The organism is Staphylococcus sp. EG-SA-14, assembly GCF_017151935.1.
GTDB lineage: Bacteria > Bacillota > Bacilli > Staphylococcales > Staphylococcaceae > Staphylococcus > Staphylococcus aureus.
Map to the genome: position 1 here is coordinate 94706 of NZ_JACVZM010000003.1, position 19441 is coordinate 114146.

Below are 19441 nucleotides of genomic sequence, written 5' to 3' on the forward strand. Positions count from 1 at the left end.
TAAAGGTGAGTTAAATGGGTTTAGTTCGCAAGTTTTTTATGCCGAATTCATATGTTCAATCAATATTTCAAATTGATTTAGACAAGTTAGTGGACAAAGGCGTTAAAGGTATTATTACAGATTTAGATAATACGCTAGTAGGTTGGGATGTTAAAGAACCTACAGAACGTGTTAAAGCATGGTTTAAGGAAGCTAATGAAAAAGGAATCACTATTACAATCGTGTCTAATAATAATGAGTCTCGTGTTGCTAGTTTTAGTCAGCATTTAGACATCGATTTTATTTTTAAAGCGAGAAAGCCAATGGGGAAAGCGTTTGATAAAGCAATAACTAAGATGAATATCAGACCAGATCAAACTGTTGTTATAGGTGACCAAATGCTTACTGATGTATTTGGTGGTAATCGTCGAGGTCTATATACAATTATGGTTGTTCCAGTTAAACGAACTGATGGCTTTATTACTAAGTTTAATAGATTAATTGAAAGACGATTATTACGTCATTTCAGTAAAAAAGGTTATATCACATGGGAGGAAAATTGATTGTCTGACATTTTAAAATGTATCGGTTGTGGTGCACCACTTCAATCTGAAGATAAAAATAAACCTGGTTTTGTACCAGAGCATAATATGTTTCGTGATGACGTGATTTGCAGACGTTGTTTCCGCTTGAAAAATTATAACGAAGTTCAAGATGTAGGATTAGAAAGTGAAGACTTTTTAAAATTATTATCAGGACTTGCGGATAAAAAGGGTATTGTCGTCAATGTCGTGGATGTATTTGACTTTGAAGGATCATTTATTAATGCAGTTAAACGTATTGTCGGAAACAAAAAAATCATTTTAGCAGCAAATAAATTGGATTTATTGCCGAAACAAATTAATAAACGTCGAGTTAAAGAATGGTTAAAACGAACAGCAAGAAAATATGGTTTGGAAGCTGACGATGTCGTATTAATTTCAGCTGAAAAAGGCTGGGGCATAGACGACTTATTATCATCAATTGCGAATATTCGAGATAATGAAGATGTGTATATTGTAGGGACAACGAATGTTGGGAAATCTACATTGATTAATAAACTGATTGAAGCTAGTGTTGGTGAAAAAGATGTAGTAACAACTTCAAGATTCCCTGGAACAACTTTAGATATGATAGATATTCCTTTAGATGAATCATCATTTATGTATGATACACCAGGTATTATTCAAGATCATCAAATGACGCATTTAGTTAGTGAAAAAGAATTGAAAATTATTATGCCTAAGAAAGAAATAAAACAACGCGTATATCAATTAAATGAGGCGCAAACATTATTCTTCGGCGGTCTAGCGCGCATAGATTATGTATCAGGTGGTAAACGTCCGTTAGTTTGTTTCTTTTCTAATGACTTGAATATACATCGTACTAAAACGGAGAAGGCTAATGATTTATGGCGTAATCAACTTGGCGATTTATTAACGCCACCTGGAAATCCACAAAATTTTGATCTTAATGAGATAAAGGCTGTTAGACTTGAAACAGGCAAAGAGAAACGCGATGTTATGATCTCTGGTCTAGGCTTTATAACTATAGGACCAGGAGCTAAAGTAATCGTTCGTGTTCCTAAAAATGTTGATGTTGTATTAAGAAATTCTATTTTATAAGGTGATTTAAAAAATGAAATTTGCAGTTATCGGAAATCCTATTTCACATTCCTTGTCGCCCGTTATGCATAGAGCAAATTTTAATTCTTTAGGATTAGCTGATACTTATGAAGCTTTAAATATTCCAATTGAAGATTTTCATTTAATTAAAGAAATTATTTCAAAAAAAGAATTAGATGGCTTTAATATCACAATTCCTCATAAAGAACGTATCATATCGTATTTAGATCATGTTGATGAACAAGCGATTAATGCAGGTGCAGTTAACACTGTTTTGATAAAAGATGGCAAGTGGATAGGGTATAATACAGATGGTATTGGTTATGTTAAAGGATTGCACAGCGTTTATCCAGATTTAGAAAATGCATACATTTTAATTTTGGGCGCAGGTGGTGCAAGTAAAGGCATTGCTTATGAATTAGCAAAATTTGTAAAGCCCAAATTAACTGTTGCGAATAGAACGATGGCTCGTTTTGAATCTTGGAATTTAAATATAAACCAAATTTCATTAGCAGATGCTGAAAAGTATTTAGCTGAATTCGATATCGTTATTAATACAACACCAGCGGGTATGGCTGGAAATAACGAAAGTATTATTAATTTAAAACATCTTTCTCCCAATACTTTAATGAGTGATATTGTTTATATACCGTATAAAACACCTATTTTAGAGGAAGCAGAGCGCAAGGGAAACCATATTTATAATGGCTTAGATATGTTTGTTTACCAAGGTGCGGAAAGCTTTAAAATTTGGACTAATAAAGATGCTGATATGAATTCTATGAAAACAGCAGTTTTACAACAATTAAAAGGAGAATAACATATGCTTACTGGCAAACAAAAAAGATACTTAAGAAGTTTAGCACACAATATTGATCCGATTTTTCAAATTGGAAAAGGCGGTATCAACGAAAATATGATTAAACAAATAGATGATACGTTAGAAAACAGAGAATTGATTAAAGTACATGTACTACAAAATAACTTTGATGATAAAAAAGAATTAGCTGAAACATTAAGCGAAGCTACGCATAGTGAATTAGTGCAAGTGATTGGATCTATGATAGTGATTTATAGAGAATCTAAAGATAATAAAGAAATTGAATTGCCATAATAATGAAAAAGATAGTACTTTACGGCGGTCAGTTTAACCCTATCCATACTGCACATATGATAGTAGCTAGCGAAGTATTTCATGAATTACAGCCAGATGAATTTTATTTCTTACCTAGTTTTATGTCTCCATTGAAAAAGCACCATGATTTTATAGACGTTCAGCACAGATTAACAATGATACAGATGATTATCGACGAGCTTGGTTTTGGAGATATTTGCGACGATGAAATTAAACGTGGTGGTCAGAGTTATACCTATGACACGATCAAGGCATTCAAGGAGCAACACAAAGACAGTGAGTTGTACTTTGTTATTGGGACGGATCAGTATAACCAACTAGAGAAATGGTATCAAATTGAATACTTAAAAGAAATGGTTACTTTTGTAGTTGTAAATCGAGACAAAAATAGTCAAAATGTTGAAAATGCTATGATAGCAATTCAGATACCTAGGGTAGATATAAGTTCGACAATGATTCGACAAAGAGTTAGTGAAGGGAAATCTATCCAAGTTCTTGTTCCTAAATCCGTTGAAAACTATATTAAGGGGGAAGGATTATATGAACATTGAAAAAGCAAAACGGCTTGCAAAAGAGAAACTGCCAGAGAAACGTTATAATCATTCTTTAAGAGTTTCAGAAACAGCTATTAAATTGGCAGAAATTTATGATGGAGACACTAGTAAAGTAGAATTAGCAGGTGTATTACATGATTTCTGTAAATATGATGATTTAGGTAAAATGTATCAAATTGTTCGACAATACGAATTAGGTAATGATCTACTGAGTTATGGTAGTGAAATATTGCATGGCCCTGTGTGTGCAGCAATCATGGAACATGAATATGGTATCAATGATGAGGAAGTATTAATGGCTATCAAATACCATACTACTGGACGTCAACAAATGACAAAAACTGAAAAACTGATTTTTATTGCAGATTACATCGAACCTGGAAGAACAATCCCAGGAGTTGATGATATTCGAGATATGGCATACAATCAAGGTAGTTTAGATAAGACAATTTATGAAATTTCTAAACGCACAGTACTATTTTTAATACAGAAAGATATTACGGTATATAATAAGACGATTGACTGTTTAAATTATTATAACTATAGTGACGAAAGAATAAAGGATGATTAAATGAATTCACAAGAATTATTAGCAATTGCTGTGGATGCAATTGACAATAAAAAAGGCGAAGATACGATTTCTTTAGAAATGAAAGGTATCAGCGATATGACAGATTATTTTGTTGTAACGCACGGAAATAATGAACGACAAGTTCAAGCGATTGCTAGAGCGGTGAAAGAAGTAGCCAATGAACAAAATATAGAAGTAAAACGTATGGAAGGATACAATGAAGCGCGTTGGATATTAATTGACTTAGCTGATGTTGTGGTACATGTTTTCCATAAAGACGAAAGAAATTATTATAATATTGAAAAGTTATATCAAGATGCACCATTAGAATCATATGGTCAGGTTGCGTATTAATTATGTCGCAATATGCAGAAATGAGCCTAGTGTACGATCAATTGACTCAAGATCAACCATATGAAAAATGGTTTGAAATTGTAAAAAATCACTGCAAAGATGAATCAAATATTTTAGATATTGGATGCGGTACTGGTAGTTTAACAGTTCAATTAGAAGCTTTAGGTAATGTTACTGGTATGGATTTAAGTGTTGATATGTTGACTGTTGCAGCTCAAAAATCAGCAAATGTAAATTGGCTTGAAGGAGATATGACATCTTTTGATTTGCAACAACAATTTGATATCATCACTATTTTTTGTGACTCTCTAAATTATTTGCAAGATGAAACAGCAGTGATTGAAACATTCATCAATGTTTATCATCATCTGACTGATTCAGGTGTATTTATTTTTGATGTACATACTGTTTATAAAATGATGACTTTGTTTAATAATCAAAGTTATATTGATGATAAAGGGGACATTTTTTTAGCATGGGATGCTGTGCAAGGAGATTTACCTTTAAGTGTTTATCATGATATGACATTTTTCATTCGACATGAAGATGAAACATATTCAAGATTTGATGAGTCTCATTTTCAGAGAACATTTGATGAAAAGACATATTTGTCTTGGTTAGCTCAAGTTGGTTTTAAACATGTTGAAACATTTACTGATTTTAATATAGATGAACATAATGAAGATGCAGAAAGATTGTTTTTCATTGCGAAAAAATAAAAGTAAAACCACTCGCTCAGACGTGTATAAAGTTGAGGAGTGGTTTTATTGTATCAATTTTTATTACGCTATAAAGATTTTTTAACTCAGTGGAAGTTATATATTATAAGTGCTGTTGTTTTAATTATGGTATTAATTGGTTTTATATTCTGGAGACAAGATGATTATACTTCAAGAAATTTTGAAAATAAAGATACTGCTCTGAAACAAAGCACTAGTGAAAATAATAGTTTGTCCAAATTAGAAGATGTCCAGGTCAAAGATGGAGATAATTCCAAAAATAAAGGTCCTGTATATGTCGATGTAAAAGGTGCTGTTAAACATCCTAATGTTTATAAAATGACATCTAAGGATAGAGTAGTTGATTTACTTGATAAAGCACAATTATTGGATGATGCAGATGTAAGTCGAATTAATTTGTCTGAAAAATTAACAGATCAAAAAATGATTTTCATACCTCATAAAGGACAAAAGAATGTTGAACCACAAATTGAAGTAAACAGTGTGCACGTAAAAAATGGGAACACAAATAATACTAAAGTAAATTTAAATACGGCATCTGTATCAGAATTGATGTCTGTTCCTGGAGTAGGGCAAGCTAAAGCTAATGCAATTGTTGAATATCGCAACCAACAAGGTGCATTTCAAGAAATTGACGATTTGAAAAAAGTAAAAGGTTTTGGAAGTAAAACTTTTGATAAACTGAAATCTTATTTCACGACATAATGGATTATTTTAATTGCAAATTTTATTTTTTGTGATTAATCTTATATTATTAGAAAATGTTACTAAATTTTAAGTATGGAAGGTGAACATCTTGGAAAGAATCAAATGGGAAGAATATTTTATGGCACAAAGTCATTTGCTAGCATTACGTTCAACTTGTCAAAGATTATCTGTAGGTGCAACGATTGTTAAGGATAATCGTATTATTGCTGGTGGGTATAATGGCTCTGTAGCTGGCGAGGTGCATTGTATAGATGAAGGATGTTTAATTGAAGATGGACATTGTATCAGAACGATACATGCAGAAATGAATGCTTTATTACAATGTGCAAAACAAGGTGTATCTACTGAAGGTGCAACAATCTATGTTACTCATTTTCCATGCCTAAATTGTACAAAGTCAATTATTCAAGCAGGTATAAAGCGTATCTACTATGCAGAAGATTATCATAACCATGAATATGCAACTAAATTACTCAAACAATCTGGTATTGAATTTAAAAAAATTCCATTTTCACCAGAATATGTTGCTAAATATCTGACTAAAGGTTAATGTTTTGCTGTATGTCGCGTTATCAATGATTGTAGGAGTGCTTTGGAATTCTAGCAAAGTGCTCTCTACATTTCTTTTCATTTTACTTTTGTATATTACTTATCGTAAAAATAAAATCGTTTATGCCCCTATTTCTCTCTTTTTAATCATTTTCTCCTCATGGTATTTACATTATTCACAACAAGCAATATTTAATTATATCAATTATATTGAACGTAATTCTCAGTTTAATGAGCGTGCTCAAGTAATCCAAATTCAACGTCAAGGTAGTGACACATATAAAGGTAGGTTGAGTTTAAAAAATGAAATATATCCTTTCTTTTTAACAAATAAAAAGAATTTTGATTTAAAGAAAATTGAAAGTCGTAATTGTATTGTTAAAGGACAATTCAAAGTTAATGACAATAAGTTTGTAACTCTTAAATTACAAAGTATAGTTGTACAAAGCTGCCTAGAATCGAACCGGTCTAATTTAATTGAGAAACATAAACAGTTTATAATGAATCGAATTTATGATTCGGGTATTAAGTTTCCGGATCGTATTATGGCATTGATTACTGGTGACGTAAAAGAAATTAATGAGCAATTTAAGGAACGTGTTAAAGAGATAGGTATATATCATTTGCTGGCAGTTAGTGGCTCGCATATAGCTGCAATTGTATTCTTAATTTACAAACCTTTAAAACGATTAAATTTACCTTTATTTGTCATTAAAGGAATTACAATCATTGTATTAGCTTTATTTGCTCAATACACAAATTATGCACCTAGTGCTGTAAGAGCTATAATAATGACAACTCTTGTACTGCTTATTACTAAGCAAATTAAAATAAAGGGTATTCAGCTATTAGCATTTGCATTTATAATTATGTTTATTTTAAATCCACTAGTTGTTTATGATATTGGATTTCAATTTTCATTCATCATTTCATTTTTTATTATGCTACTTTTTCCTTTTTTACAGCAATTGTCAAAGTTACAATCATTATTCATAATTACGTTTATTGCACAATTAGCTTCATTTATCGTTGCCATTCCAAACTTTCATCAACTTCAATGGGTGGGATTTTTATCTAATTTGATTTTTGTACCGTACTATTCGATTATATTGTTTCCGCTATCTATTTTATTCTTTATTACAAGTCATTTTATTGTGGGATTAACGCCGCTAAATTACTTGGTTGACCTAAGTTTTAATTTTCATGACTGGTTACTAGACCTATTCACAAGAATCAAGCAATCACATTTTTCTGTTCCCAAGTTTAATGATTGGATATTTATAATATTTATAATTTCTGTTTATTACATATTTTGGTTATTGGCTAAACGTAAATATATATTGGTTACGGTTTGGACTATAATTATTCTGACATTATTAATAACGTTTCCAACAAATTCACATCACAAAATTACAATGTTAAATGTGGGGCAGGGAGACAGTATTTTATATGAAGGTGGTAAGAACCAAAATGTCTTGATTGATACAGGTGGGAAAGTGATTGATGATACTAAACAACCTAGTTATTCAATTTCTAAATATCATATTTTACCAACGCTAAATGAAAGAGGGATAAATGAATTAGAGTATCTAATTTTAACACATCCACACAATGACCATATTGGTGAAGTGGAATATATTATTAGTCATATTAAAATTAAACATATAGTGATATACAATAAGGGATATAGTAGTAATACATTGATGTTATTATCGAAATTAAGCCATAAGTATAACATTAAACTTATGGATGTAAGACAAGTTAGTAGTTTTAAACTTGGAGATAGTAGTTTTCTATTTTTTGATAGTTTTATTCCAAATAGCCGAGATAAAAATGAATATTCTATTATTACTATGATTACATATCAAAATAAAAAAGTTTTATTAATGGGCGATGCTAGTAAAAATAATGAATCTTTACTACTAAAAAAATATAACTTGCCGGAGATTGATATTTTAAAAGTAGGACATCATGGGAGCAAGACAAGTAGTTCTAAAGAATTTATAGAGATGATTAAGCCTAAAATAAGTTTGATTTCTTCTGGGAAGAACAATATGTATCATCTTCCTAATATAGAAGTTGTTAAACGATTGCAAAGGATTCGCAGTCGCATTTACAATAGTCAACAAAACGGTCAAGTTACAATTGACTTAGATGATAATTTAAAAGTTGATTCAAACTCTTATGGAAATGCAAGTGGTTTATAGATACAGAAACATGATATAATCTATTGATGTGTCAAACGAATGAAAGGGTGTAATGAATGAGCGACAATATTGTAGCTATTTATGGAGATGTGCCTGAATTGGTTGAAAAACAAAGTGCAGAAATCATATCACAATTTTTGAAAAGTGATAGAGATGACTTTAACTTTGTGAAATATAATTTATACGAAACAGAGATTGCACCAATTGTTGAAGAAACATTAACATTGCCTTTCTTTTCAGATAAAAAAGCAATTTTGGTTAAAAATGCATATATATTTACAGGTGAAAAAGCGCCAAAAGATATGGCTCATAATGTAGATCAATTAATAGAATTTATTGAAAAATATGATGGCGAAAATTTGATTGTCTTTGAGATATATCAAAATAAACTTGATGAAAGAAAAAAGTTAACTAAAACTCTAAAAAAGCATGCAAGGCTTAAAAAAATAGAGCAAATGTCTGAAGAAGAAATAAAAAAATGGATTCAAAGTAAATTAAATGAGAATTTCAAAGATATCAAAAGAGATGCATTAGATTTATTTATTGAGTTGACAGGTATTAACTTTAATATTGTCTCACAAGAGATAGAAAAGTTGATTTTATTTTTAGGCGATAGACCAACAATTAATAAGCAGGATGTTAACCAAATTATTAATAGAAGTTTAGAGCAAAATGTATTTTTACTGACTGAATACATTCAGAAAAGAAAGAAAGAACAAGCAATTCATTTAGTAAAAGATTTAATAACTATGAAAGAAGAACCAATTAAATTACTTGCACTAATTACAAGTAATTACCGATTATTTTATCAATGTAAGATTCTGAGTCAAAAAGGATATAGTGGACAGCAAATTGCTAAAACAATAGGAGTACATCCATACAGAGTAAAATTAGCGTTAGGACAAGTAAGACATTATCAACTTGATGAATTATTGAATATTATAGATGCTTGTGCGGAAACTGATTATAAACTTAAATCATCATATATGGATAAACAGTTAATACTGGAATTATTCATTCTATCTTTATAAAAAATAAAAGTTCAAGCATGCGCTTGAACTTTTATTTAAAAAGATTATTTATTTGCAGTCATTAATTGTGATTTAATACGGTCAGCTTTGTTTGAATGTATTAAATTACTTTGAGCAGCTTTGTCTACTAACTTAACTGCTAAGCTTACTAATTCATTTTTATTATCAGCGTTATTTGAAACAGCTGTTTTAGCGTTTTTAACTGCTGTACGCATTGCACTCTTTTGTGAAATGTTGCGTGCTTCAGCTTTTTCAGTTGTTTTTACACGTTTAATTGCAGATTTGATATTTGCCATTTCTGTCACCTCCTAAAAGTGAGTTCATCTTATCAAAATTTTATTTGATTACAACAAGAAATATTTTAACAAAAGTCTAACCGTTGTGCAATCATTTATTTGATGGGGTTAGCTTAAAATTTTGCAGATTTAATAAATTGTGTTGGAAACACAATCAATACGTTTTATAATTATAAGTACGTAATTAACATATTAACATATCGCAAGTATGTATTTAAATAAAGATTGTTATAATTTCAAAGTTCATCCAAGATTATGGCGTTTGCATTTACCTATTAAAAACGTTATTATATCAAAGATGCGAAAGATAATACGGGTTTATTTTATGAAAGTGAGAAGGATAAAATGGATAATGAGCAACGCTTAAAAAGAAGAGAGAATATAAGGAATTTCTCGATTATAGCACATATTGACCACGGAAAATCTACATTGGCTGATAGAATTTTAGAAAATACCAAATCAGTTGAAACAAGAGATATGCAAGATCAGTTACTAGATTCAATGGATTTAGAAAGAGAACGTGGTATTACAATCAAATTAAACGCAGTACGTTTAAAGTACGAAGCTAAAGATGGAAATACTTATACATTCCATTTAATCGATACGCCTGGACACGTCGATTTTACATATGAAGTGTCACGTTCTTTGGCAGCTTGTGAGGGTGCGATTTTAGTAGTAGATGCGGCTCAAGGTATCGAAGCACAAACATTAGCAAATGTTTATTTGGCATTAGATAATGAGTTAGAGTTATTGCCTGTTATTAACAAAATTGATTTACCTGCTGCAGAACCTGAACGCGTGAAACAAGAAATTGAAGATATGATAGGTTTAGACCAAGACGATGTTGTTTTAGCAAGTGCTAAATCTAACATTGGAATTGAAGAGATACTAGAGAAAATAGTTGAAGTTGTGCCAGCTCCAGATGGTGACCCAGAAGCACCACTAAAAGCATTAATATTTGATTCTGAGTATGATCCATATAGAGGGGTAATTTCATCGATAAGAATTGTAGACGGTGTTGTTAAAGCTGGAGATAAAATTCGAATGATGGCCACTGGTAAAGAGTTCGAAGTAACAGAAGTTGGAATTAATACACCTAAGCAGCTTCCAGTTGATGAATTAACAGTTGGTGATGTTGGTTATATTATTGCAAGTATTAAAAATGTTGATGATTCTAGGGTTGGTGACACCATCACATTAGCTAGTAGACCTGCATCAGAACCATTGCAAGGTTATAAGAAAATGAATCCAATGGTATATTGCGGACTGTTCCCAATAGATAACAAAAATTATAATGATTTAAGAGAAGCATTAGAAAAATTACAATTGAATGATGCATCATTAGAATTCGAGCCTGAATCATCACAAGCATTAGGTTTTGGTTATAGAACTGGTTTCTTAGGTATGTTACACATGGAAATAATTCAAGAAAGAATTGAAAGAGAATTTGGCATTGAATTAATTGCAACAGCACCATCTGTAATTTATCAATGTATTTTAAGGGACGGTTCAGAAGTGACGGTTGATAACCCAGCACAAATGCCAGATCGTGATAAAATTGATAAAATATTTGAGCCATATGTTCGTGCAACTATGATGGTTCCAAATGACTATGTAGGTGCAGTAATGGAATTATGTCAACGTAAACGTGGACAATTTATAAATATGGACTATTTAGATGATATTCGTGTAAATATTGTTTATGAATTACCTTTAGCTGAAGTTGTATTTGATTTCTTCGATCAACTTAAATCTAATACCAAAGGATATGCATCATTTGATTATGAGTTCATCGAAAATAAAGAAAGTAATTTAGTGAAGATGGATATTTTATTAAACGGTGATAAAGTGGATGCTCTAAGCTTCATAGTTCATAGAGATTTTGCATATGAACGTGGTAAAGCATTAGTTGAAAAACTTAAAACGTTAATTCCAAGACAGCAATTTGAAGTACCTGTACAGGCTGCAATAGGACAAAAAATTGTAGCGCGTACAAATATTAAATCAATGGGTAAAAACGTTTTAGCTAAATGTTATGGCGGTGACATAAGCCGTAAACGTAAATTACTTGAAAAACAAAAAGCAGGTAAAGCTAAGATGAAAGCAGTTGGTAATGTTGAAATTCCACAAGATGCTTTCTTGGCTGTATTGAAAATGGATGACGAATAATTTTTTGAAAATCAATCTACAATTTACAATGAATAAAGTTTAATAACTAAAAAGAGGGAGCCTAGGATAAATTAACGTCCTGGGCTTTACAATGTTATATTGGCAGTCATCGACAGAGTTAAAATGAGCTTATAACAATGGGGCCCCAACACAGAGAATTTCGAAAAGAAATTCTACAGACAATGCAAGTTGGGGTGGGACGACGAAATAAATTTTGCGAAAATATCATTTCTGTCCCACTCCCTTATGCATGAGTTTTACTCATGTAATTTTATTTTTAAGGACATATTACATCTGGCTAATGTGTAAGAGCCACTACATAATAAATCATTAGTGGTTCTTTATTATTTCTATCTCACTCCCTCTAAACAAGAATAAATATCAAAATGAATCGATATATTAGACAACCATTGATTAAACGTTAAAGTTAAAAGTAAGAATAACAGCAGATAGTCCAACAGGATGTAGCCGATTGGATAAACAGTCTGAGAAGCGGGGCATTAAAATGACGGTACAAAGTGCATATATACATATTCCATTTTGTGTAAGAATATGTACATATTGTGATTTCAATAAATATTTTATACAGAATCAACCTGTAGATGAGTACTTAGATGCACTAATAACAGAAATGTCTACAGCAAAATATAGGAACTTAAAGACCATGTATGTAGGTGGCGGCACACCAACGGCCCTTTCTATTAATCAGTTGGAAAGATTACTTAAAGCAATAAGTGATACGTTTACAATCACAGGCGAGTATACATTTGAAGCAAATCCTGATGAGTTAACTAAAGAGAAAGTCCAACTATTAGAGAAATATGGAGTAAATAGAATTTCAATGGGCGTTCAAACATTCAAATCGGAGTTATTGTCTGTTTTAGGTAGAACGCACAATACTGAAGATATTTACACTTCGGTGTTAAATGCTAAAAACGCAGGTATTAAATCAATCAGTTTAGATTTAATGTATCATTTACCGAAACAGACGATTGAAGATTTTGAACAAAGTTTAGATCTAGCTTTAGATATGGATATTCAACATATTTCGAGTTACGGCTTAATACTTGAACCTAAAACCCAATTTTATAATATGTATAGAAAAGGCTTGCTCAAACTTCCTAATGAGGATTTAGGTGCTGACATGTATCAGTTGCTGATGTCTAAGATAGAACAATCTCCTTTCCATCAATACGAAATATCTAATTTTGCATTAGATAGCCATGAATCAGAACATAATAAAGTTTACTGGTTTAATGAGGAATATTATGGATTTGGAGCAGGTGCAAGTGGTTATGTAGATGGTGTGCGTTATACGAATATCAATCCAGTGAATCATTATATCAAAGCTATAAATAAAGAAAGTAAAGCAATTTTAGTATCAAATAAACCTTCTTTGACTGAGAGAATGGAAGAAGAAATGTTTCTTGGGTTGCGTTTAAATGAAGGTGTGAGTAGTAGTAGGTTCAAAAAGAAGTTTGACCAATCTATTGAAAGTGTCTTTGGTCAAACAATAAATAATTTAAAAGAGAAGGAATTAATTGTAGAAAAGAACGATGCGATTGCACTTACAAATCGAGGGAAAGTCATAGGTAATGAGGTTTTTGAAGCTTTCCTAATAAATGATTAAAAAAAATTGAAATTTCGAGTCTTTAACATTGACTTACTTTGACCAATTTGATAAATTATAATTAGCACTTGAGATAAGTGAGTGCTAATGAGGTGAAAACATGATTACAGATAGGCAATTGAGTATATTAAACGCAATTGTTGAGGATTATGTTGATTTTGGACAACCCGTTGGTTCTAAAACACTAATTGAGCGACATAACTTGAATGTTAGTCCTGCTACAATTAGAAATGAGATGAAACAGCTTGAAGATTTAAACTATATCGAAAAGACACATAGTTCTTCAGGGCGTTCGCCATCACAATTAGGTTTTAGGTATTATGTCAATCGTTTACTTGAACAAACATCTCATCAAAAAACAAATAAATTAAGACGATTAAATCAATTGTTAGTTGAGAATCAATATGATGTATCATCAGCATTGACATATTTTGCAGATGAATTATCAAATATATCTCAATATACAACTTTAGTTGTTCATCCTAATCATAAACAAGATATTATCAATAATGTACATTTGATTCGTGCTAATCCTAATTTAGTTATAATGGTTATCGTATTTTCATCAGGTCATGTTGAGCATGTACATCTTGCTTCAGACATACCGTTTAGTAATGATAAACTAAATACAATATCAAATTTTGTTACTAACAAACTAACTGAGTTTAATCAGAATTTACAAGATGATATTGTCTCTTTTGTTCAATCAGAGCAGGAAGAAATATTTATCAATAAATTGATAAATACGATGAATAATCATATTTCTAATCAAAGTAATAGCATTTATATGGGTGGAAAGGTTAAACTTATTGATGCATTGAATGAAAGTAATGTATCTTCAATTCAGCCCATTCTACAATATATAGAATCAAATAGAATTGCAGAATTATTACAAAATATATCTTCACCAAATATTAATGTAAAAATTGGTAATGAAATTGATGACAGCTTAAGTGATATTTCAATTGTAACTAGTCAATATCATTTTGATGAAACGTTAAAAGGTCAAATCGCTGTGATTGGACCTACAGCTATGCATTATCAAAATGTCATTCAATTATTAAATAGAATTTGGTAATGATGGATTAGAAAGTATTGGAGGACAGAAAATGACAAATAAAGACGAATCAGTTGAAAAAAACACTGAATCAACAGTTGAAGAAACAAACATCAAACAAAATATTGATGATTCAGTTGAACAAGCTGAAGAAAGTAAAGGTCATTTACAAGATGAAGCAATAGAAGAAACGTCTGACGAGAATGTTATTGAAGAAATAGATCCAAAAGATCAAAAAATTAATGAACTTCAACAATTAGCAGATGAAAACGAAGAGAAATATTTAAGGCTCTACGCTGAGTTTGAAAATTATAAGCGTAGAATTCAAAAAGAAAATGAAATAAATAAAACATATCAAGCACAACGTGTGTTAACAGATATTTTACCAGCAATAGACAATATAGAACGTGCACTTCAAATTGAAGGTGATGATGAGACTTTTAAATCTCTTCAAAAAGGTGTACAAATGGTGCATGAAAGTTTGATTAACGCACTAAAAGATAATGGTCTTGAAGTTATTAAAACTGAAGGTGAAGCATTTGATCCAAATATTCACCAAGCTGTAGTTCAAGATGATAACCCTGATTTTGAATCTGGCGAAATCACTCAAGAACTACAAAAAGGATACAAGCTTAAAGATAGAGTATTGAGACCATCAATGGTCAAAGTAAACCAATAACTTAAATTTGGCGAAAAGACATTGTTTAAAATTAAATTAATTTAATGATTAAATGGAGGAATTTTATTATGAGTAAAATTATTGGTATAGACTTAGGTACAACAAATTCATGTGTAACAGTATTAGAAGGCGATGAGCCAAAAGTAATTCAAAACCCTGAAGGTTCACGTACAACACCATCTGTTGTAGCTTTCAAAAATGGAGAAACTCAAGTTGGTGAAGTAGCTAAACGTCAAGCTATTACAAACCCAAACACTGTTCAATCTATTAAACGTCATATGGGTACTGATTATAAAGTAGATATTGAAGGTAAATCATACACACCACAAGAAATCTCAGCTATGATTTTACAAAACTTAAAAAATACAGCTGAAAGCTATTTAGGTGAGAAAGTTGACAAAGCTGTAATTACAGTACCTGCATACTTTAACGATGCTGAACGTCAAGCAACTAAAGATGCTGGTAAAATTGCTGGTTTAGAAGTTGAGCGTATCATTAATGAACCAACAGCTGCAGCATTAGCATATGGTTTAGACAAAACTGATAAAGATGAAAAAGTTCTTGTTTTTGACTTAGGTGGCGGTACATTTGACGTATCTATCCTAGAATTAGGTGACGGTGTATTCGAAGTACTATCAACAGCCGGTGACAACAAACTTGGCGGTGATGATTTTGACCAAGTAATTATTGACTACCTAGTTGCAGAATTCAAAAAAGAAAATGGCGTAGACTTATCTCAAGATAAAATGGCATTACAACGTTTGAAAGATGCTGCTGAAAAAGCTAAAAAAGACTTATCAGGTGTATCACAAACTCAAATCTCATTACCATTTATCTCAGCTGGTGAAAACGGTCCATTACACTTAGAAGTAAACTTAACTCGTTCTAAATTTGAAGAATTATCAGATTCATTAATTAGAAGAACAATGGAACCTACACGCCAAGCAATGAAAGACGCTGGCTTAACAAACTCAGATATCGATGAAGTTATCTTAGTTGGTGGATCAACTCGTATTCCAGCAGTACAAGAAGCTGTCAAAAAAGAAATCGGTAAAGAACCTAACAAAGGTGTAAACCCGGACGAAGTAGTGGCAATGGGAGCTGCAATCCAAGGTGGCGTTATCACAGGTGACGTTAAAGACGTAGTATTATTAGACGTAACACCACTATCTTTAGGTATTGAAATTTTAGGTGGACGTATGAATACGTTAATTGAACGTAACACTACGATTCCTACATCTAAATCTCAAATCTATTCAACAGCAGTAGATAATCAACCATCAGTAGATGTACACGTATTACAAGGTGAACGTCCAATGGCTGCGGATAATAAAACACTTGGTAGATTCCAATTGACTGATATTCCACCAGCTGAACGTGGTAAACCTCAAATTGAAGTAACGTTTGATATCGATAAAAACGGTATTGTAAATGTAACTGCAAAAGACTTAGGTACAAATAAAGAACAAAGAATTACAATTCAATCAAGTTCTTCATTATCAGACGAAGAAATCGACCGTATGGTAAAAGATGCTGAAGTTAACGCTGAAGCAGATAAAAAACGTCGTGAAGAAGTAGACTTAAGAAACGAAGCTGACAGTCTAGTATTCCAAGTTGAAAAAACTTTAACTGATTTAGGCGAAAATATTGGTGAAGAAGATAAAAAATCTGCTGAAGAGAAAAAAGACGCTCTTAAAACTGCTTTAGAAGGTCAAGATATAGAAGATATTAAATCTAAAAAAGAAGAACTTGAAAAAGTGATTCAAGAATTATCAGCAAAAGTATATGAGCAAGCGGCTCAACAGCAACAACAAGCACAAGGTGCTAATGCTGGTCAAAACAACGATAGTACTGTAGAAGATGCTGAATTTAAAGAAGTAAAAGACGACGACAAAAAATAATTAAACAATACAATTATAATGTTGTCATGATCTGAAAAGTCAAAGTCAATAGAACATTGGCTTTGGCTTTTTATTTGGATAGTATGACATATTACGTTAAACTATATAAGTTAATTAAGAAAAGGAGAGATAGCTGTGGCCAAAAGAGACTATTATGAAGTTTTAGGCATTAGTAAAGATGCTTCAAAAGATGAAATCAAAAAAGCGTATCGAAAGCTTTCGAAAAAATATCATCCAGATATTAACAAAGAAGAAGGTGCAGATGAAAAGTTTAAAGAAATTTCTGAAGCCTATGAAGTTTTAAGTGATGATAATAAACGCGCAAGCTATGATCAATTTGGACATGACGGGCCACAAGGTTTTGGTGGACAAGGATTCAATGGCTCTGACTTTGGTGGTTTTAGCGGCTTCGGTGGCGGCGGTTTTGAAGATATCTTTAGCTCTTTCTTCGGTGGCGGCAGACAAAGAGATCCAAATGCACCGCAAAAAGGTGATGATCTTCAGTATACAATGACATTGACATTTGAAGAAGCGGTATTTGGTACAACAAAAGAAATTTCAATCCGTAAAGATGTAACATGCGAAACATGTCATGGTGATGGTGCAAAGCCTGGAACAAGTAAAAAGACTTGTAGTTACTGTAATGGCGCTGGTCATGTAGCTGTAGAACAAAATACAATTTTAGGTAGAGTTCGTACTGAACAAGTTTGTCCTAAATGTAATGGAAGTGGTCAAGAATTTGAAGAAGCTTGTCCAACATGTCACGGAAAAGGTACTGAAAATAAAACAGTTAAATTAGAAGTGAAAGTACCTGAAGGTGTCGACAATGAACAACAAATTAGATTAGCTGGTGAAGGCTCTCCAGGCGTGAATGGAGGACCAGCTGGTGATTTATACGTAGTATTTAGAGTTAAACCATCTGAAACATTTAAACGTGATGGTGATGATATTTATTACAAATTAAATGTTAGCTTCCCACAAGCAGCTTTAGGCGATGAAATAAAAATACCAACATTAAATAATGAAGTTATGTTAACAATCCCTGCTGGTACACAAACAGGTAAGCAATTCCGCTTAAAAGAAAAGGGTATAAAAAATGTTCATGGCTATGGATACGGAGATTTATATGTTGATATTAAAGTAGTAACGCCTACTAAATTAACAGATAGACAAAAAGAACTAATGAAAGAATTTGCCCAATTAAATGGTGAAGAAATTAATGAACAACCTTCGAATTTTAAAGATAGAGCAAAAAGATTCTTTAAGGGAGAATAAAGTATGAACTGGACAGAGCTTTCAATTATTATTAATCATGAAGCAGTAGAATTGGCTACCAATATACTTGAAAATCATGGTTCAAACGGTGTCGTGATAGAAGATTCAGATGATTTAATTAACCAACCAGAAGATAAATACGGTGAAATTTACGCTTTGAAAAAAGAGGATTATCCAGATAAGGGAGTAAGATTGAAAGCCTATTTTAATGAAATGACTTATGATGATAAGTTGCGACAGCAAATTAAAGATGAGTTATTAAATTTAGATGAACTTGATCAACATAACGTTCAATTCAGTGAGCAAATTATTGCAGAGACGGATTGGGAAAATGAATGGAAAAACTATTTCCATCCATTCCGAGCGTCGAAGAAGTTCACAATAGTTCCTAGTTGGGAAACATATGCTAAAGAAGCGGATGAAGAGCTTTGCATTGAGCTCGACCCAGGTATGGCTTTTGGAACAGGTGATCATCCGACTACAAGTATGTGTTTGAAGGCAATAGAAACATATGTATTGCCACAGCATTCAGTAATTGATGTTGGTACTGGCTCAGGTATATTAAGTATTGCAAGTCATCTAATCGGTGTAAAACGTATTAAAGCGTTGGATATTGATGAAATGGCAGTGAGTGTAGCTAAAGAAAACTTCAGAAGAAATCATTGTGAAACGTTAATTGAAGCTGTTCCAGGTAACTTATTGAAAGACGAAACAGAAAAATTTGATATTGTAATAGCAAATATTTTAGCGCATATTATTGATGAAATGATTGAAGATGCTTATAATACTCTAAATGAAGGCGGTTATTTTATTACTTCTGGTATTATAAAAGAGAAGTATGAAGGTATACAGTCACATATGGAGCGTGTAGGTTTTAAAATTATTTCAGAACAACATGACAACGGTTGGGTTTGTCTTGTTGGCCAGAAAGTGAGTGAATAA

The 19441-nt window shown here is 31.7% G+C and carries 20 protein-coding genes; 19 read left to right on the top strand and 1 reads right to left on the bottom strand.

Features of this window, described 5'->3' with window-relative positions; all coding sequences use genetic code 11:
• Positions 1-14 precede the first annotated feature (14 nt).
• The 12 genes from IDG63_RS03915 to holA all read left to right on the top strand — a co-directional run bounded on the left by IDG63_RS03915 (position 15) and on the right by holA (position 9492).
• Positions 15-542, top strand: coding sequence for a YqeG family HAD IIIA-type phosphatase (locus IDG63_RS03915; protein WP_000524902.1), 528 nt, complete (start codon positions 15-17; stop codon positions 540-542).
• Entirely contained in the window at positions 543-1643 is a 1101-nt protein-coding gene (yqeH, locus tag IDG63_RS03920) for a ribosome biogenesis GTPase YqeH (RefSeq protein ID WP_001280136.1), read from the top strand.
• Positions 1644-1656: 13 nt separating this feature from the next.
• Positions 1657-2463, top strand: coding sequence for a shikimate dehydrogenase (gene aroE, locus IDG63_RS03925; RefSeq protein ID WP_000666744.1), 807 nt, complete (start codon positions 1657-1659; stop codon positions 2461-2463).
• A gap of 3 nt (positions 2464-2466) precedes the next feature.
• A complete protein-coding gene (gene yhbY / locus IDG63_RS03930) occupies positions 2467-2757 on the top strand; it encodes a ribosome assembly RNA-binding protein YhbY (protein WP_000955231.1) in 291 nt (96 codons plus the stop codon).
• 2 nt (positions 2758-2759) lie between these two features.
• Positions 2760-3329 (top strand): nicotinate (nicotinamide) nucleotide adenylyltransferase, encoded by a 570-nt coding sequence (nadD, locus tag IDG63_RS03935; protein WP_000725162.1) that lies wholly within the window; start codon positions 2760-2762, stop codon positions 3327-3329.
• Positions 3319-3903: a bis(5'-nucleosyl)-tetraphosphatase (symmetrical) YqeK gene (yqeK, locus tag IDG63_RS03940; RefSeq protein WP_001019326.1), complete on the top strand. Its 585-nt coding sequence runs from the start codon at positions 3319-3321 to the stop codon at positions 3901-3903. Before nadD ends, yqeK begins: the two co-directional genes overlap by 11 nt.
• Positions 3904-4257 (top strand): ribosome silencing factor, encoded by a 354-nt coding sequence (rsfS, locus tag IDG63_RS03945; RefSeq protein ID WP_001088020.1) that lies wholly within the window; start codon positions 3904-3906, stop codon positions 4255-4257. It begins immediately after the preceding gene.
• A gap of 2 nt (positions 4258-4259) precedes the next feature.
• Positions 4260-4976, top strand: a complete 717-nt coding sequence (locus tag IDG63_RS03950; protein WP_000084829.1) for a class I SAM-dependent DNA methyltransferase — start codon at positions 4260-4262, stop codon at positions 4974-4976.
• Positions 4977-5015: 39 nt separating this feature from the next.
• Positions 5016-5702 carry a ComEA family DNA-binding protein gene (locus IDG63_RS03955; RefSeq protein ID WP_001788928.1) on the top strand — a complete coding sequence of 229 codons (687 nt, stop codon included), beginning with the start codon at positions 5016-5018 and terminating at the stop codon, positions 5700-5702.
• 91 nt (positions 5703-5793) lie between these two features.
• Positions 5794-6255 (top strand): ComE operon protein 2, encoded by a 462-nt coding sequence (locus IDG63_RS03960; RefSeq protein WP_000439693.1) that lies wholly within the window; start codon positions 5794-5796, stop codon positions 6253-6255.
• 4 nt (positions 6256-6259) lie between these two features.
• Positions 6260-8461 (top strand): DNA internalization-related competence protein ComEC/Rec2, encoded by a 2202-nt coding sequence (locus IDG63_RS03965; RefSeq protein WP_001641560.1) that lies wholly within the window; start codon positions 6260-6262, stop codon positions 8459-8461.
• A 56-nt stretch (positions 8462-8517) separates the two neighbouring features.
• A complete protein-coding gene (gene holA / locus IDG63_RS03970) occupies positions 8518-9492 on the top strand; it encodes a DNA polymerase III subunit delta (protein ID WP_001282562.1) in 975 nt (324 codons plus the stop codon).
• A 44-nt stretch (positions 9493-9536) separates the two neighbouring features.
• On the opposite strand, the gene rpsT is transcribed toward holA, so the two are convergent.
• Entirely contained in the window at positions 9537-9788 is a 252-nt protein-coding gene (gene rpsT / locus IDG63_RS03975; RefSeq protein ID WP_001274017.1) for a 30S ribosomal protein S20, read from the bottom strand.
• 345 nt (positions 9789-10133) lie between these two features.
• Here rpsT and lepA point away from each other — a divergent pair, with 345 nt between their 5' ends.
• The 7 genes from lepA (at position 10134) to prmA (ending at position 19441) form a co-directional block, all read left to right on the top strand.
• A complete protein-coding gene (gene lepA, locus IDG63_RS03980) occupies positions 10134-11957 on the top strand; it encodes a translation elongation factor 4 (RefSeq protein WP_000368338.1) in 1824 nt (607 codons plus the stop codon).
• Positions 11958-12462: 505 nt separating this feature from the next.
• Positions 12463-13587, top strand: coding sequence for a radical SAM family heme chaperone HemW (hemW, locus tag IDG63_RS03985; RefSeq protein ID WP_031835025.1), 1125 nt, complete (start codon positions 12463-12465; stop codon positions 13585-13587).
• Positions 13588-13687: 100 nt separating this feature from the next.
• A complete protein-coding gene (gene hrcA / locus IDG63_RS03990; protein ID WP_000627145.1) occupies positions 13688-14665 on the top strand; it encodes a heat-inducible transcriptional repressor HrcA in 978 nt (325 codons plus the stop codon).
• A gap of 31 nt (positions 14666-14696) precedes the next feature.
• Positions 14697-15323, top strand: coding sequence for a nucleotide exchange factor GrpE (gene grpE, locus IDG63_RS03995; protein WP_000182211.1), 627 nt, complete (start codon positions 14697-14699; stop codon positions 15321-15323).
• Between the two features lie 68 nt (positions 15324-15391).
• Positions 15392-17224: a molecular chaperone DnaK gene (gene dnaK, locus IDG63_RS04000; RefSeq protein WP_000034716.1), complete on the top strand. Its 1833-nt coding sequence runs from the start codon at positions 15392-15394 to the stop codon at positions 17222-17224.
• A 135-nt stretch (positions 17225-17359) separates the two neighbouring features.
• Complete coding sequence (gene dnaJ / locus IDG63_RS04005) at positions 17360-18499, top strand: molecular chaperone DnaJ (RefSeq protein ID WP_001119021.1); 1140 nt, start codon at positions 17360-17362, stop codon at positions 18497-18499.
• A 3-nt stretch (positions 18500-18502) separates the two neighbouring features.
• On the top strand, positions 18503-19441 hold the full coding sequence (gene prmA, locus IDG63_RS04010) for a 50S ribosomal protein L11 methyltransferase (protein WP_001104611.1): 939 nt from the start codon (positions 18503-18505) through the stop codon (positions 19439-19441).

Bases quoted from the DNA above. Each gene is read 5' to 3' on its own strand.
- IDG63_RS03915 (WP_000524902.1), top strand. From the start codon at position 15: ATGGGTTTAGTTCGCAAGTTTTTTATGCCGAATTCATATGTTCAATCA.
- aroE (WP_000666744.1), top strand. From the start codon at position 1,657: ATGAAATTTGCAGTTATCGGAAATCCTATTTCACATTCCTTGTCGCCC.
- yhbY (WP_000955231.1), top strand. From the start codon at position 2,467: ATGCTTACTGGCAAACAAAAAAGATACTTAAGAAGTTTAGCACACAAT.
- nadD (WP_000725162.1), top strand. From the start codon at position 2,760: ATGAAAAAGATAGTACTTTACGGCGGTCAGTTTAACCCTATCCATACT.
- yqeK (WP_001019326.1), top strand. From the start codon at position 3,319: ATGAACATTGAAAAAGCAAAACGGCTTGCAAAAGAGAAACTGCCAGAG.
- rsfS (WP_001088020.1), top strand. From the start codon at position 3,904: ATGAATTCACAAGAATTATTAGCAATTGCTGTGGATGCAATTGACAAT.
- IDG63_RS03950 (WP_000084829.1), top strand. From the start codon at position 4,260: ATGTCGCAATATGCAGAAATGAGCCTAGTGTACGATCAATTGACTCAA.
- holA (WP_001282562.1), top strand. From the start codon at position 8,518: ATGAGCGACAATATTGTAGCTATTTATGGAGATGTGCCTGAATTGGTT.
- rpsT (WP_001274017.1), bottom strand. From the start codon at position 9,788: ATGGCAAATATCAAATCTGCAATTAAACGTGTAAAAACAACTGAAAAA.
- lepA (WP_000368338.1), top strand. From the start codon at position 10,134: ATGGATAATGAGCAACGCTTAAAAAGAAGAGAGAATATAAGGAATTTC.
- hemW (WP_031835025.1), top strand. From the start codon at position 12,463: ATGACGGTACAAAGTGCATATATACATATTCCATTTTGTGTAAGAATA.
- hrcA (WP_000627145.1), top strand. From the start codon at position 13,688: ATGATTACAGATAGGCAATTGAGTATATTAAACGCAATTGTTGAGGAT.
- grpE (WP_000182211.1), top strand. From the start codon at position 14,697: ATGACAAATAAAGACGAATCAGTTGAAAAAAACACTGAATCAACAGTT.
- dnaK (WP_000034716.1), top strand. From the start codon at position 15,392: ATGAGTAAAATTATTGGTATAGACTTAGGTACAACAAATTCATGTGTA.
- prmA (WP_001104611.1), top strand. From the start codon at position 18,503: ATGAACTGGACAGAGCTTTCAATTATTATTAATCATGAAGCAGTAGAA.